The sequence below is a fragment of the Arthrobacter sp. Y3225209 genome (assembly GCF_059090685.1).
The window spans coordinates 1-13172 of sequence record NZ_JBNHFW010000022.1 but is presented as its reverse complement, the minus strand read 5'-3'; the positions used below and the strand labels follow the sequence as shown (position 1 = coordinate 13172).

At 64.0% G+C, this 13172-nt stretch carries 16 protein-coding genes; all 16 read right to left on the bottom strand.

What is annotated here, in order from left to right:
• Positions 1–81 precede the first annotated feature (81 nt).
• The 16 genes from rplE to AC5RVB_RS12215 all read right to left on the bottom strand — a co-directional run bounded on the left by rplE (position 82) and on the right by AC5RVB_RS12215 (position 12823).
• On the bottom strand, positions 82–651 hold the full coding sequence (gene rplE / locus AC5RVB_RS12290) for a 50S ribosomal protein L5 (RefSeq protein ID WP_227903847.1): 570 nt from the start codon (positions 649–651) through the stop codon (positions 82–84).
• A complete protein-coding gene (rplX, locus tag AC5RVB_RS12285; protein WP_227903850.1) occupies positions 651–1010 on the bottom strand; it encodes a 50S ribosomal protein L24 in 360 nt (119 codons plus the stop codon). The genes rplE and rplX overlap by 1 nt, the downstream gene beginning before the upstream one ends.
• Before the next feature lie 3 nt (positions 1011–1013).
• Positions 1014–1382 carry a 50S ribosomal protein L14 gene (rplN, locus tag AC5RVB_RS12280; protein ID WP_055239356.1) on the bottom strand — a complete coding sequence of 123 codons (369 nt, stop codon included), beginning with the start codon at positions 1380–1382 and terminating at the stop codon, positions 1014–1016.
• Between the two features lie 392 nt (positions 1383–1774).
• Positions 1775–2080, bottom strand: a complete 306-nt coding sequence (gene rpsQ / locus AC5RVB_RS12275) for a 30S ribosomal protein S17 (protein ID WP_279326965.1) — start codon at positions 2078–2080, stop codon at positions 1775–1777.
• Complete coding sequence (gene rpmC / locus AC5RVB_RS12270; protein WP_269436328.1) at positions 2077–2406, bottom strand: 50S ribosomal protein L29; 330 nt, start codon at positions 2404–2406, stop codon at positions 2077–2079. Before rpmC ends, rpsQ begins: the two co-directional genes overlap by 4 nt.
• Positions 2407–2408: 2 nt before the next feature.
• On the bottom strand, positions 2409–2825 hold the full coding sequence (gene rplP / locus AC5RVB_RS12265) for a 50S ribosomal protein L16 (RefSeq protein ID WP_146361096.1): 417 nt from the start codon (positions 2823–2825) through the stop codon (positions 2409–2411).
• The gene (gene rpsC / locus AC5RVB_RS12260; RefSeq protein WP_227903851.1) at positions 2826–3665 is read right to left on the bottom strand and encodes a 30S ribosomal protein S3; all 840 of its coding nucleotides are present in this window, start codon (positions 3663–3665) and stop codon (positions 2826–2828) included.
• A complete protein-coding gene (rplV, locus tag AC5RVB_RS12255) occupies positions 3666–4031 on the bottom strand; it encodes a 50S ribosomal protein L22 (RefSeq protein WP_227903853.1) in 366 nt (121 codons plus the stop codon).
• Between the two features lie 38 nt (positions 4032–4069).
• Positions 4070–4351, bottom strand: a complete 282-nt coding sequence (gene rpsS / locus AC5RVB_RS12250) for a 30S ribosomal protein S19 (RefSeq protein ID WP_104052734.1) — start codon at positions 4349–4351, stop codon at positions 4070–4072.
• A gap of 12 nt (positions 4352–4363) precedes the next feature.
• Complete coding sequence (gene rplB, locus AC5RVB_RS12245; RefSeq protein ID WP_146361090.1) at positions 4364–5203, bottom strand: 50S ribosomal protein L2; 840 nt, start codon at positions 5201–5203, stop codon at positions 4364–4366.
• A gap of 30 nt (positions 5204–5233) precedes the next feature.
• On the bottom strand, positions 5234–5539 hold the full coding sequence (gene rplW, locus AC5RVB_RS12240) for a 50S ribosomal protein L23 (protein WP_066295939.1): 306 nt from the start codon (positions 5537–5539) through the stop codon (positions 5234–5236).
• Complete coding sequence (gene rplD, locus AC5RVB_RS12235; RefSeq protein ID WP_227903856.1) at positions 5536–6150, bottom strand: 50S ribosomal protein L4; 615 nt, start codon at positions 6148–6150, stop codon at positions 5536–5538. Before rplD ends, rplW begins: the two co-directional genes overlap by 4 nt.
• 4 nt (positions 6151–6154) lie before the next feature.
• Positions 6155–6811 (bottom strand): 50S ribosomal protein L3, encoded by a 657-nt coding sequence (rplC, locus tag AC5RVB_RS12230; protein ID WP_227903858.1) that lies wholly within the window; start codon positions 6809–6811, stop codon positions 6155–6157.
• A 17-nt stretch (positions 6812–6828) separates the two neighbouring features.
• Positions 6829–7137: a 30S ribosomal protein S10 gene (gene rpsJ, locus AC5RVB_RS12225; RefSeq protein WP_146361073.1), complete on the bottom strand. Its 309-nt coding sequence runs from the start codon at positions 7135–7137 to the stop codon at positions 6829–6831.
• Positions 7138–7643: 506 nt separating this feature from the next.
• Entirely contained in the window at positions 7644–7775 is a 132-nt protein-coding gene (locus AC5RVB_RS12220) for a hypothetical protein (protein WP_494142827.1), read from the bottom strand.
• A gap of 32 nt (positions 7776–7807) precedes the next feature.
• Positions 7808–12823, bottom strand: coding sequence for a hypothetical protein (locus tag AC5RVB_RS12215; protein ID WP_494142826.1), 5016 nt, complete (start codon positions 12821–12823; stop codon positions 7808–7810).
• Between the last annotated feature and the right edge of the window lie 349 nt (positions 12824–13172).

Below are 13172 nucleotides of genomic sequence, written 5' to 3'. Positions count from 1 at the left end.
TGCCCTCCCTCGTAACGGTTTCCTGCAGGATTCCCGTGCGGCGTCGCCTCACGGATGTCCGTCGGACCTGTTACGTAGTAATTAATCTTCGGATTTGAACGGGAAGCCGAGCGCCTTCAGCAGCGCGCGTCCCTCGTCATCGGTCTTTGCAGTGGTAACCACGGTGACGTCCATGCCGCGTACGCGGTCGATCTTGTCCTGATCGATTTCGTGGAACATCGACTGTTCGGTCAGACCGAACGTGTAGTTGCCGTTGCCGTCGAACTGCTTGCCGTTCAGGCCGCGGAAGTCACGGATACGGGGCAGAGCCAGGGTAACCAGGCGGTCCACGAACTCCCACATGCGGTCGCCGCGCAGGGTAACGTGCGCGCCGATCGGCATGCCTTCACGCAGCTTGAACTGCGCGATGGACTTGCGTGCCTTGGTGACCTGGGGCTTCTGGCCCGTGATCTGGGTGAGGTCCCGGACAGCACCGTCAATGAGCTTGGAGTCCTTGGCGGCATCTCCAACACCCATGTTCACGACCACCTTGACGAGGCGGGGAACCTGGTTGACGTTTGCGTAGTTGAATTCGTCCTGCAGGGTCTGCTTGATCTCCGCTGCGTAGCGGGTCTTCAGACGGGGAACGATCTTGGTGACAGTCTCAGTCATTAGAGGTCCTTCCCAGAGCCCTTGGCCACGCGGATACGCACTGTGCGCTCACGGCCATCTTTTTCGACGGTTTCAGTGCGGAAGCCAACACGGGTCGGCTTCTTGGTTTCCGGGTCGACAACGGCGACGTTGGAAACGTGGATCGGGGCTTCAACAACCTCGATGCCGCCGGTCTTGGAACCACGGGAGGACTGGCCAACCTTGGTGTGCTTGGTGACGCGGTTGATGCCTTCAACGAGAACGCGGTTGCTCTCGGGGAAAACCTTCAGAACCTTGCCCTGCTTGCCGCGGTCTCCGCCGCGCTCAGCCTTTGCACCGGTGATGACCTGAACGAGGTCACCCTTCTTGATCTTTGCCATGGACTACAGCACCTCCGGAGCCAGCGAAATGATCTTCATGAACTTCTTGTCGCGAAGTTCGCGGCCGACCGGCCCGAAGATACGGGTACCACGGGGGTCGCCGTCGTTCTTCAAGATCACTGCAGCGTTCTCATCGAACTTGATGTAGGAACCGTCCTGGCGGCGGCGTTCCTTCTTGGTACGGACGATGACGGCCTTGACCACGTCGCCCTTTTTGACGTTGCCGCCGGGAATTGCATCCTTGACGGTGGCAACGATGGTGTCGCCAATGCCTGCGTAGCGACGGCCGGATCCACCGAGAACGCGGATGGTCAAGATTTCCTTGGCACCCGTGTTGTCGGCGACCTTCAGTCGCGACTCCTGCTGAATCACTTATTACTCCTGTCGTCGCGCCGGTTCTCAAATATGAGCCTTGCGGAACGGATATGGGTGGACCCCGTAATACTGGTACTCAACGCCTGCCCGCCGGCCGCACGCCAGTGCGGGCCGCCTTCAAGGCGTCGAACAAGATTATCGGGCTTTTGTCTCATTCGGCGGTGAGGAAACCGGCTCGGAATTCCGGCTCGAACACGGCCGTTCTCCGGGCACACTTCCGCACCACACAGACAAGATTTCAAGTTTATCGCGAAAAGGCCCCGGATGCGAAATCGTAGATGATAACGCGGCCGGGGCCCTTACGCTGTGGACGGGGCCGGCATGTTCTTCACGCTCCGGGGAGCCTGGCGAACACACCGGCGGTCCGGCCGGTATTGCTTACTACTAGGTTACTTGGCCTTTTCGAGGATCTCGACCAGGCGCCACCGCTTGGTAGCGGACAGCGGCCGGGTCTCGGCGATCAGCACGAGGTCACCAATGCCGGCAGCGTTCTGCTCGTCATGGGCCTTGCGCTTCTCGGTCCGGCGAATAACCTTGCCGTAAAGGGCGTGCTTCACGCGGTCTTCAACCTGGACAACGATGGTCTTGTCCATCTTGTCCGAGACCACGTAGCCGCGTGCGGTCTTCCGGTACCCGCGGGCATCGGCGCCGTTTGCGTCAGTTGTCACTGCTGCCTCATTCTTGTTTTCGCTCACTTGGCATCATCCTCAGCGACCTTGGCTTCAGCTTCAGACTCAGTAGCCTTCTTCTTGGACTTCTTCGGTGCCTCGGGTGCTGCTTCCTCAACGGGAGCAACTACCTCGGGACGAATGCCCAGCTCGCGCTCACGCAGCACCGTGTAGATGCGGGCGATATCGCGCTTGACTGCACGCAGACGACCGTGGTTTTCCAGCTGGCCGGTGGCCGACTGGAAGCGGAGGTTGAACAGCTCCTCCTTGGACTTGCGCAGTTCCTCGACGAGACGGTCCTTATCGAAGCCGTCCAGCTGCTCAGTTGTCAGCTCTTTTGATCCAACTGCCATTTCTATTCACCACCCTCGCGACGCACAATGCGTGCCTTCAACGGCAGCTTATGGATCGCCAGGCGCAGGGCCTCACGAGCTACCTCTTCGGAAACACCGGAGAGTTCGAAGAGAACCCGGCCCGGCTTGACGTTTGCAACCCACCACTCCGGAGAACCCTTACCGGAACCCATACGGGTTTCAGCAGGCTTCTTCGTCAGCGGACGGTCCGGGTAGATGTTGATCCAGACCTTGCCGCCACGCTTGATGTGGCGTGTCATGGCAATACGTGCAGCTTCAATCTGGCGGTTGGTGACGTATGCAGGCGTCAGAGCCTGGATACCCCACTCGCCGAAGCTGACGGCAGTGCCGCCGGTTGCAGCGCCGGAGCGACCCGGGTGGTGCTGCTTACGGAACTTGACTCGACGTGGGATAAGCATTTAAGCCTGTCCTCCTTCTGCTGCGGGGGCAGCTGCCTCAGCGGCCGGAGCCTCTGCAGCAGGCGCGGCGGCCTTGTCGCCGCGGTCGTTACGACGACGGCGGTCGCCGCCACGGTCGCCACGGTCGGCGGGGCCGCGGCCCGGACGGTCGTTGGAGCGTCCGCGGGACGGTGCAGCAGCCTGCTGTGCAGCCAGTTCCTTAGCGGTGACGTCGCCCTTGTAGATCCAGACCTTCACGCCGATGCGGCCGAAGGTGGTCTTGGCTTCGAAGAAACCGTAGTCGATCTGCGCGCGGAGGGTGTGCAGGGGCACACGGCCTTCGCGGTAGAACTCCGAACGGCTCATTTCAGCGCCGCCCAGACGGCCGGAGCACTGGATACGGATACCCTTTGCACCTGCACGCTGTGCGGACTGGATGGCCTTCTTCATCGCACGGCGGAAAGCCACGCGGGAAGAGAGCTGCTCAGCAACACCCTGGGCAACAAGCTGTGCTTCCATCTCGGGGTTCTTGACCTCGAGGATGTTCAGCTGAACCTGCTTGCCGGTGAGCTTTTCGAGCTCGCCGCGGATGCGGTCAGCTTCGGCGCCGCGGCGACCGATCACGATGCCCGGACGTGCGGTGTGGATATCCACACGAACACGGTCACGGGTGCGCTCGATCTCAACCTTGGCGATGCCGGCGCGATCCATGCCGGTGGACATCAGCTGACGGATCTTGATGTCCTCGCGGACAAAGTCCTTGTAACGCTGGCCCGGCTTGTTGCTGTCAGCAAACCAGTGCGATACGTGGTCAGTGGTGATGCCGAGTCGGAACCCGTGCGGGTTTACCTTCTGTCCCACTTAGCGTTCCTCCTCGATCGTAGGGGTTGCGACTACCACGGTGACGTGGCTGGTCCGCTTGTTGATGCGGTAGGCGCGGCCCTGGGCCCGCGGCTGGAACCGCTTCATGGTGGGTCCTTCGTCAACGAATGCTTCGCTGATGAAGAGGTCACCTTCGTCGAAGGCCACGCCGTCACGGTCCGCGAGGACACGTGCATTGGCCATAGCCGACTGAACTACCTTAAGTACCGGCTCCGAAGCTGCCTGGGGGGCAAACTTCAGAATTGCCAGAGCCTCATTCGCTTGCTTGCCACGAACAAGGTTGACGACGCGCCGGGCCTTCATAGGCGTTACGCGGATATGACGCGCAATTGCCTTGGCTTCCATTGCTTTCCTTCTCTCGTCTTCTGCCGAAAGAGCAGCGCCTAGCGGCGCTTGCCCTTGCGGTCGTCCTTCACATGGCCGCGGAATGTCCGCGTCAGAGCGAATTCGCCGAGCTTGTGCCCGACCATCGACTCGGTGACAAACACCGGAATGTGCTTACGTCCGTCGTGTACGGCGATCGTGTGCCCGAGCATGTCGGGGATGATCATCGAACGGCGGGACCACGTCTTGATGACGTTCTTGGTGCCCTTTTCGTTTTCGGCCGCTACCTTGAGAAACAGGTGCTGGTCGACGAAGGGGCCTTTCTTCAGGCTGCGTGGCATGTTTCCAGGCTCCTATCGCTTGTTCTTGCCGGAACGACGGCGACGCACAATGAGGTTGTCGCTCTCTTTATTGGGGCGGCGGGTGCGGCCTTCGCGCTTACCGTTCGGGTTGACCGGGTGGCGTCCACCGGAGGTCTTACCTTCACCACCACCGTGCGGGTGGTCAACCGGGTTCATGGCGACACCGCGGACGGTCGGGCGTACGCCCTTCCAGCGCATACGGCCGGCCTTGCCCCAGTTGATGTTGGACTGCTCGGCGTTGCCGACCTCGCCAATGGTGGCGCGGCAGCGAACGTCAACGTTGCGGATTTCTCCGGAGGGCAGACGCAGCTGGGCGAAACGGCCTTCCTTGGCAACGAGCTGAACAGATGCACCGGCGGAGCGGGCCATCTTGGCGCCGCCACCCGGACGCAGTTCAACTGCGTGGATGGTGGTACCCACGGGGATGTTGCGCAGCGGCAGGTTGTTGCCGGGCTTGATGTCAGCCCCGGCGCCGGCCTCTACGAAGTCGCCCTGCTTGAGCTTGTTCGGAGCAATGATGTAACGCTTGGTGCCATCAACGTAGTGCAGCAGCGCAATGCGGGCGGTACGGTTCGGATCGTATTCGATCTCGGCAACGCGAGCGTTGACGCCGTCCTTGTCGTGGCGACGGAAGTCGATCAGACGGTACTGACGCTTGTGTCCACCACCCTTGTGCCTGGTCGTGATCTTACCGGTGTTGTTACGGCCGCCCTTCTTGGGCAGCGGACGTACCAACGACTTTTCCGGCGTCGACCGCGTGATTTCGGTGAAGTCGGCTACGCTCGAGCCGCGACGGCCCGGGGTAGTCGGCTTGTATTTACGGATTCCCATTATTTATTCCTCGTTAAAGTGGTCTCCGCCCTAGCTGAGCGGACCGCCGAAGATGTCGATTGTGCCGTCCTTGAGGGTGACAATGGCGCGCTTGGTGCTCTTGCGCTGTCCCCATCCGAACTTGGTGCGCTTACGCTTACCGGCACGGTTGATGGTGTTGATCGAGTCGACCTTGACGGAGAAAATCTTCTCCACGGCCAGCTTGATCTCGGTCTTGTTCGAGCGGGGGTCGACCAGGAAGGTGTACTTACCTTCGTCGATCAGGCCGTAGCTCTTTTCCGAGACGACGGGTGCAAGCACTACGTCGCGCGGGTCCTTAGCGGTGGTCGCGCTCACTTGGCGTCCTCCTTGACAGTGTTCTTGCCAACGAACTCGTCGTAGGCAGCCTTGGTGAAGACCACGTCGTCGGATACCAGCACGTCGTAGGTGTTCAGCTGATCTACGTAGATCACGTGAACTTCCGGGACGTTGCGCACGGACAGTGCAGCAACATCGTTGGCGCGCTCGATAACAACGAGCAGGTTCTTGCGGTCGGAGACCGAACGCAGGGCGCTCAGTGCATCCTTGGTGGACGGCGTGGTGCCGGCAACCAGGGTCTCGAGGACGTGGATACGGCCGTTGCGTGCCCGGTCGGACAGGGCGCCGCGCAGTGCAGCAGCCTTCATCTTCTTGGGGGTGCGCTGGCTGTAATCGCGAGGCGTCGGTCCGTGGACCACGCCGCCGCCGGTCATGTGAGGCGCACGGATGGAGCCCTGACGAGCCCGGCCGGTGCCCTTCTGCTTGAACGGCTTGCGGCCTGCACCGCTCACCTCGGCGCGGGTCTTCGTCTTGTGCGTACCCTGGCGGGCGGCTGCAAGCTGAGCAACTACCACCTGGTGGAGCAGCGGTACGTTCGTCTGAACGTCGAAGATCTCTGCGGGGAATTCAACAGTGGTTTCGTTAGCCATGAGACTAAGCTCCCTTCACGGCGGTGCGTACGAGGACGACCTGGCCGCGGGCGCCGGGAACGGCACCCTTGATCAGCAGGAGCGACTTCTCGGCGTCCACACCGTGAACCGTGAGGTTCATCGTGGTGTGACGGACGGCGCCCATACGGCCAGCCATCCGAACGCCCTTGAAGACGCGGCCCGGGGTGGATGCGCCACCGATGGAACCCGGCTTACGGTGGTTCTTGTGTGCACCGTGGGAGGCACCGACGCCGTGGAAGCCGTGACGCTTCATGACACCGGCAAAGCCCTTGCCCTTGGAGGTTCCGACGACGTCGACCTTCTGGCCGGCTTCGAAAATCTCAACAGAGAGTTCCTGGCCCAGCTCGTAGGTGTCGGCGTCTGCGGTACGCAGTTCAACTACGTGGCGGCGCGGCGTAACGCCGGCCTTTTCAAAGTGGCCGGCCAGCGGCTTGGTCACCTTGCGCGGGTCGATCTGGCCGTAGCCGATCTGAACGGCGGTGTAGCCGTCCTTTTCCGCGTTGCGCAGCTGCGTGATGACGTTGGAGTCAGCCTGGACGACGGTTACGGGGATGAGCTTGTTGTTCTCGTCCCAAACCTGGGTCATGCCGAGCTTGGTGCCCAGCAGTCCCTTTACCTGGCGTGTAAGTGAAGTAGACATATTATCCGCTCCCCCCCCTACAGCTTGATTTCGATGTTCACGTCTGCAGGCAGGTCAAGACGCATCAGCGAGTCAACGGCCTTAGGCGTGGGGTCAATGATGTCGATCAGGCGCTTGTGCGTGCGCATTTCAAAGTGCTCGCGGCTGTCCTTGTACTTGTGCGGCGAACGGATAACAACGTAAACGTTCTTTTCCGTGGGCAGCGGCACGGGGCCTACTACCGTTGCGCCTGCACGCGTGACCGTCTCAACGATCTTCCGTGCTGATACGTCGATGACCTCGTGGTCGTACGACTTCAGCCGGATGCGGATTTTTTGTCCCGCCATGGCGTCGTGCCTCTTTCTTCGAGTAATGCTCTCTGTACAGTTTTTGCGCCGAACTGCCTTACGGCCAGGCGCCCCTCCAACAGACTGAATCCGGATGAATCCGGGTTCCTCACCCTGTCGAGGCTCCGACCCCCGCGCTCGGGCGTGTCGTGGTGATGAAACCAACGACGCCCAGCAAGAATGGGGGCGGGTTATATATGGGCTCTTCCCCTGAAGGATCCGACCCTGCACCAGGCATTATCCTGGCCGGGACTGAATCTCAACACTTCCCTGTTCCTGCTGTACAGCCGGAACGTGGGCGTGTGTGGGCACAAAAGCGCTTGAACAACTTCTCTAGTCTGCCAGACCTCGGCGCAGATGGCCAATCCGGCTTTTCCCCTGCGGCGCAGCCGCATCGGAGAGCTTGACCTGATCAGTCTAACGCAGAGGGCGGCGGGCCGGAAAGTTCGTGCCGGCCGTCACGGTTTGCGGAAAATCCGTGCCGGCTGCCACGCCTGGCCGGAAAGTCAGGGCCTGCCCTCCCGGTTGGCACACCGGATCCGCCGTGCCCGGTCAATTTCCGGACGGAACCGGCGGCGGGCCCAGCCAATCCCTGCCGCCGCAGCTGCGGCAATGGCCAGGAAGATAAGAAATTCCATCCTCCGAGCCTAACCGAGGGCCCAGGTGCACGTCAGTAGCCCCGCTCCTCCCCTGCCCCGGTCAGCGGAGCCCGGGATCCCTCCGCCGGGCCTGCCTGGGCGTTCTCCGGGCCGGGCTCCCCCTCGCCGCGACTGTCCTTCCGCTCCGGCTCATCGGAGCGCACCCGTGTGAGCCGCCAGACGGCCAGCGCGATCAGGCCGATACCCAGAAGTGCCAGCCACAGGAAGGTGTAGCCCCGCAGGTACCACAGCACCGCCAGCACAACGCCGGCTGCGCCCCAGAGCGTAAAGAGTCTCCTGCTGGCAAGCAGGCCGAAAGCCAGCAGCCCGGCGTGGGCCACCAGTGCCCACAACTGTTTGCCCGCACCGCCGCTGATGATGGTGGAGAGCCCGCTCAGCGAGAGGATTGCCGCCGCGGCCGCCAGGACAATGGTGCCCCGGTTTTCTCGTTTCCGGAGGTACTCGTAGGCGGCCAGGCCGGCCAGGACGCATGCCCAGTACTGCAGGGACCAGAAGCCGTTGACGTCTCCGAGGAGAAGCCATGCAATGCGCTGGACCGCCAGCGCCGTGAGGAGCGCCGCTGCCTGTACCGCCGGTTCCCGGAACCTTGCCGGCACCTCGATCAGCCCAACGCCCAGCGCCGCGGCCAGGGTCAGGGAACCGGCCGCCGCCGAAGCATCGGGTGCCATGGCCGGGACCGCTGCCAAGGTCAGGATGAGGGAGGCACCGGCGCCGATGATGTGTCTCCGCAGGACACCGTCCCGGTGCTTCGCTCCCGCTTCCGCAGCGTGCCCCGGGATCAGCAACCGGATTGCCAGCAGCACCGCTGCGGCAGCCCACGCAGGGACCAGCGCGGCATACCCCGTCTCCAGCAGCCCGCCCAGCGCCGAGCCTGCCGTGGACCAGCTCAGGAAAAGCATGCCTGCCGCCACCAGGGGTGGCAGCCCGACCGCCAGCCAGGGACGCTGTCTGGAGAAGGACAATGCCAGAAAGAGGGCACCGGCAAAGCCGAAGACTGCCGCTGCCAGCAGGGCGCTGCCCGATGCTGCCGCCAGAAACAGGGCCGCCGCCGTATACGCTGCCGAGATTGAGAGCAGTGCCGTGCGCAGGGGTATCTCCAGGGTGTGCCGGAACTCGCCCCATAGCCCGGCAGCGGCCAGTGCCAGCAGGGTTGCTCCGGCTGCCACCGGGCTGAGGACCGGTTCCGGGAGCAGCCCTGCTTTGTCAAAGTCCGGCAGGCGGGTCAGCACTACGGGCAGTGTGCCCAGTGCCAGGCCGGCGATATAGATGACCCACTGCGAGCGCGGCTGACGGTCTGCATTCCACCGGATAAAGGCAACTGTGGCACTGAGCAGCAGCAGGATCAGTTGGACGGTCACGACGTCCCGTCTGACGCCGGGTCCTGCGTTAATTGCATATCCCAGAGGCGCCAGCAGCAGGAGGCACAGGCTGACCCACCCCGAGACTTCGGCGTATCCCAGATTGCCGAAATGCCGGTCCAGAAGCGTCCGGATGATGTGCTGGGCAGCGAGGACGGCGGTTCCGGCAACGAATGTCCCATGCCGTCCCGCACCAAGGTCCACAGCCACGAGAACAGACAGGAGCACCACGAGTGCCTGGATACCCAGAAGATACAGGCCACGCGTGGTGAGCTCCCGGTTCAGTGCCAGCGAGGCACAGTAGACGAGGGCTGCCAGCGCCAGCACCTCATAGCCGTGTATCCCGAAGACTCCACCGCCGAGCATCGCTGCCGCGGTGAACCCCGCCGGTGCTGCCACCTCGTACGAGGCGAATCGCAGCAGTACCAGCGAAATGGCGATGTTCGCTGCCAGCCCTCCCCAGATCAATGCCAGGCTCCACACCACCGGCGCATCAATGCCTCGGGACGCAGCGGCGGCAATCACAACAATCAGTCCGGCCGACAGCATCAGTGCAGCCGCGAACGGCAGGGCTGTACCCCGCCGCACCCGCATCGCGGTGGACAACTGGATCAGGACAGCCACCGCAGCGGCGGTGGTCAGGAGGAACATAAGGGTTCCGTCCTGTCGCCCGGAACCCATCAGGACCACATAGGCCAGCGCTACGGTTCCGGCGGCACACAGGCTTCCCCACTGGGCAGGACCGGCCAGGCCCAGCGGTTCCAATTGGCGGGCGAAAAGTACCCGCAGCACTTCGCAAACGGCGATGCCCACCGCAGCCGCGGCAAAGACACTGTGAATTTCCCCGGTCAGGTCTGCCGTCACCAGGGCGGCAAGAACAATCAGGAGAACCTGCGCCGCCAGCAGATAGGCACCACGGAACGGGTTGGTGCGTCCGAGGACAAAATAGACGCAGTAGATCAGTGCGGCGGAAACCAGTACCTGATAGCCGCGCACCCCCAACAGCCCTGCCCCTGTGGCAGCGGTAGCCACAAAACCGGCAGGAGCCAGCAGAACCGGCCAGGAATGCCGCAGCAGCAGTGCAGTGAGAATATTCAGGGCCAAGGCTCCTGCGAGGACAGCAAGGGCGACGGTCCCGTCAGTCGCGTCCACGGTGCGGACGCTTACGCTGAGCAGCAGCGCCAGCGCCGAAGCGGCGGTGGTGGCTGCGAGCGCGGCGTGGCCGGCTCCCCGGTCCGGACCGGCAGCCGCAGCGCGGGGGCGTACGGCGGGGGCAGGTGTGGTGAAGGGGCCGGCCGCGGGGACGACGGGACCGGAAACGGGGACGACGGGACCGGAAACGGGGACGACGGCTGCCGCCCCGGTGTCCGGGCTGACCCGGGACCGACCTGCCGCTGTGAAGGCGGCTACGCCCTGCGTGATCAGTGCAGAAGTGACGGCAATGACCAGCAGTGCCAGCCCGGTTCCGGGCCGGGCCGCCGTATCGGTCAGGATGTAATACGCCGGTGCCGTCATTGACAGCGCCGTCAGCGTTGCCCACATAAAGGTCCGGGCCAGTCCCAAGGGCCGCAGGCGTCTATGCAGGACGATCCGGGCGAGATGCTGGACGGCGAGTGATGCCGCCAACGCCGTGAAGATGCCGTGCACATCCATGCCCAGGTCCGCTGCCGCCAGCCCCGTCAGGACGGTTATCAAAACCTGTCCCACGGCTATGTAGAAGGTACGGTGTCCGCGCGGCCCAAACTTCCGGACCATGAGCACGCAGTACACCAGTGCCGCCGCAACCAGAAGCTCGTAGCCGCGCACGCCCAACAGCCCGGCACCCATCAGGGCAGCGGCCATGAAGCCCAGCGGGCCGGCCGTCAGGAACCGGCTGCGGGCAAGACGAAGCGTGGTCAGGATATTGACGGCAACCAGTACCCAGAGCGCAGCCACGGCATGGGTTGGCTCCAACCGCGGTTCGAAGCACAGCACCAGGACACCAGCGGCGGTTCCCGTTGCCGAAGCGAGGATCACCCACCCCGGCACGTACTCCGGTTTCCCCGCGGATACCCGGATAACTGACGCCGTCTGATTGGCGGCCATGGCCACTACGGCGGTTAACAGCGCCCAGGACCAGCCGTCCGCTCCCCCCGCGCCCGACACCGACGCCAGCACGGTCAACGGGAGCAGCAGAACACCAGCGGCCCTGGCCCCAAGCACAAACTGCATGCGTGTTGCTTCTCCCCTGGCACGCACCATCAGGTACGCAGTAAGCGCCGCCGTGACCAGGACGGATGGCCACAATGGTTCCTTCGCCAGCAAAGCATGAGGGACAAAAGACAGGCCCAGCGGAACAATGGCGGCGAATTCCAGCAGCCCGCCCACTGTCCTTGCCGCTGCAAGATAGGTGCCCAGGACCACCAGGATGGTGGCCGAGAAGATCATTGTGCTTCCCGACGATTCCGATGTGCCAAGGGCCTGGAACAGCCCGGCGGCAAGACCCGTGGCAGCCTGCATCACCAGCAGGGCGGCCACGTCTGTGCGGAAGAACCTGCGCGCCCGGATTTCCGGCTCCACGGCCGGTTTCTTCGCCAGGCTGACCCCGCCCGCGGCGGGAGCCGGGTCCGGCGTTCCGCGGCGCGGCACTGCTCCGCCGGCAGCCTGCCCGCCCGAAGGTACGCCCGTTGTTCCTGCGCCGCGCCGACCAGCTGCTGCTTCTGCGTCCAATCCCTCGTCCAGGGGCAGTCCTGCAGTCCGTGAGGCGATCTGCAGCAGAGCCGCTGCTCCATACACCGGTTTCCGCAGCAGGATGCCGGACAGCTGCGCTGCGATCTGTATGGCGAACGCCAGCAGCGTCGCCTGCGTACTGCCGGTGAAGGAGTAGCAGAGGGCGGTGAGGCCCACGGTTCCAGCGGCGCGCAGGCCGTAGCTGTTGGCCAGCTGGTTCCTCGCCGGGCCCTGCCACATCATGACTGCGTAGTGGAGAGCGAAGGCCAGGAACAGGATGGACAGCTGCCCCGCCGTCAGGTCCCCGGATATCTGGACCGCGGCAATGGCCGCGGCAGGAACCAGGTACCGGTGCGACCTCACGAAGGCGTCGAGATACAGATTGTTCAGCCACTTCGGCCGCCGGATCGCGGCAAGGCTGATCAGGGTTGCGAGCACTACGGTAAACAGGAAATACCAGATGATCCCCGACCGGAGGACAGCGCCCGAGGCCAGTCCGGATGACAGCAGGAACGTCAGTGCCAGGTAGGTAACTACCCGGCTGTCAATCCTCGCGGCGGCAAAGGCAAACGCCACGGTGCCCGCCAGCGACGTGATAAGCCATGCGGCCGGACCGTCCTGCAGGACCACTGTGTGCAATGCCAGCCCGACAACCGGTATCAGCGCCAGTCCCGTACCGGTGAAGGCCACGGCAGCCGGACGAAGGCGGCGGCTGCGGGCATGCACCACGAGCCCGGATACATAGAACAGTGCGGTGACCCCCACAACGCCGAGGAAGCGTGCCCCGGCCGGGATGGCCAACCCAATAAACAGGGCCGCGGCCGCAACGAGCAGCAGACTCGCGGAGTACAGCGTGATGTTGATGTTCCGCAGGTCCCTCCGCCGTTTCTCGGCCTGCAGCTGTGCCTCGGTTTTGACCGGAGGAGCCGGCCTGGCGGGCCTGGCGGGCCTGGGCGGCACGGGAGTTGAGGGAGTCGCGGGCGGGAGACCACGGCGTCCGCCTGTTCCTATTGGGTGTACCGGAGCACCCGTGCTGCCCGGGGCCGGAACATAAGGGGATTGTGGTGCTGAGGACACCGGGGTGGAGGCCGTACCGGTCTGCCCCGCCGGGGTAACGGGAGAGGCAGCCGGGACGGAGGGCGGGGGTACCGGCCGTGACGGCGCGGGTGCCGAGGGGGATGCCCATACCGGGGGAACCGGCTGTCCGGGCTGCCCTGCGCGGCGGTCGGCATGCCCCGGACCCGCGGGCGGGCCGGCAATCCCCTGCCCGGCCTGTACCGCGTCCCGGGGAGCGGCCGGCCCGGCTGAG

What these genes read in the sequence shown, in the direction of transcription:
- rplB (WP_146361090.1), bottom strand. Translation starts at nt 5,203, where the DNA reads ATGGGAATCCGTAAATACAAGCCGACTACCCCGGGCCGTCGCGGCTCG.
- rplE (WP_227903847.1), bottom strand. Translation starts at nt 651, where the DNA reads ATGACTGAGACTGTCACCAAGATCGTTCCCCGTCTGAAGACCCGCTAC.
- rplX (WP_227903850.1), bottom strand. Translation starts at nt 1,010, where the DNA reads ATGGCAAAGATCAAGAAGGGTGACCTCGTTCAGGTCATCACCGGTGCA.
- rpsS (WP_104052734.1), bottom strand. Translation starts at nt 4,351, where the DNA reads ATGCCACGCAGCCTGAAGAAAGGCCCCTTCGTCGACCAGCACCTGTTT.
- rpsJ (WP_146361073.1), bottom strand. Translation starts at nt 7,137, where the DNA reads ATGGCGGGACAAAAAATCCGCATCCGGCTGAAGTCGTACGACCACGAG.
- rplD (WP_227903856.1), bottom strand. Translation starts at nt 6,150, where the DNA reads ATGGCTAACGAAACCACTGTTGAATTCCCCGCAGAGATCTTCGACGTT.
- rplC (WP_227903858.1), bottom strand. Translation starts at nt 6,811, where the DNA reads ATGTCTACTTCACTTACACGCCAGGTAAAGGGACTGCTGGGCACCAAG.
- rplV (WP_227903853.1), bottom strand. Translation starts at nt 4,031, where the DNA reads ATGGAAGCCAAGGCAATTGCGCGTCATATCCGCGTAACGCCTATGAAG.
- AC5RVB_RS12220 (WP_494142827.1), bottom strand. Translation starts at nt 7,775, where the DNA reads ATGGAATTTCTTATCTTCCTGGCCATTGCCGCAGCTGCGGCGGCAGGG.
- rplP (WP_146361096.1), bottom strand. Translation starts at nt 2,825, where the DNA reads ATGCTTATCCCACGTCGAGTCAAGTTCCGTAAGCAGCACCACCCGGGT.
- rpmC (WP_269436328.1), bottom strand. Translation starts at nt 2,406, where the DNA reads ATGGCAGTTGGATCAAAAGAGCTGACAACTGAGCAGCTGGACGGCTTC.